1 protein-coding gene is annotated in these 394 nt (G+C 60.9%); it reads right to left on the reverse strand.

All coding sequences use genetic code 11. The features are described from left to right. Positions 1–174: 174 nt before the first annotated feature. Positions 175–394 (reverse strand): cupredoxin domain-containing protein (locus ENZ74_RS34230; RefSeq protein WP_127313395.1); only part of this gene is annotated, 220 nt, incomplete at its 5' end.

The following is a 394-nucleotide window of genomic DNA, read 5'->3' on the forward strand; positions in this document are numbered from 1 at the left end:
CCCTTAGCCGATACCGAGCGGGCGATAAAGCTGCGAGCGCTGGGCCAAGGGAAGAGAGCCAATCTCCCCCACGAGGAGGGAGATTGGCAGCTTTGCCGCAACGCTAGTAACCAGCTTCCACCGATGCTGGAAGTCTTATCGCCATGGCGGATGACAAGTCTGGCGAGGACGCCGCTATTTCGCGGTGACGGTGCCCTTCATCGAGCTGTGGATCGCACAATGGAATGGGTGCGCGCCGGCAGCTGATATCTTGACCTTGGCGCTCTTGCCGGTGGCGAGATGACCGGTGTCGAAGGAGCCGTCAAGCGCGGTGGCGGTGTGCGTCATCGGGTCGGCATTGGTGAAAGTGATGGTGTCGCCGACGGCGACCGAGATTTTGGACGGGGTGAATTTC

The organism is Mesorhizobium sp. M7A.F.Ca.CA.002.15.2.1 (assembly GCF_003998715.1).
Taxonomy (GTDB): Bacteria; Pseudomonadota; Alphaproteobacteria; order Rhizobiales; family Rhizobiaceae; genus Mesorhizobium; species Mesorhizobium ciceri.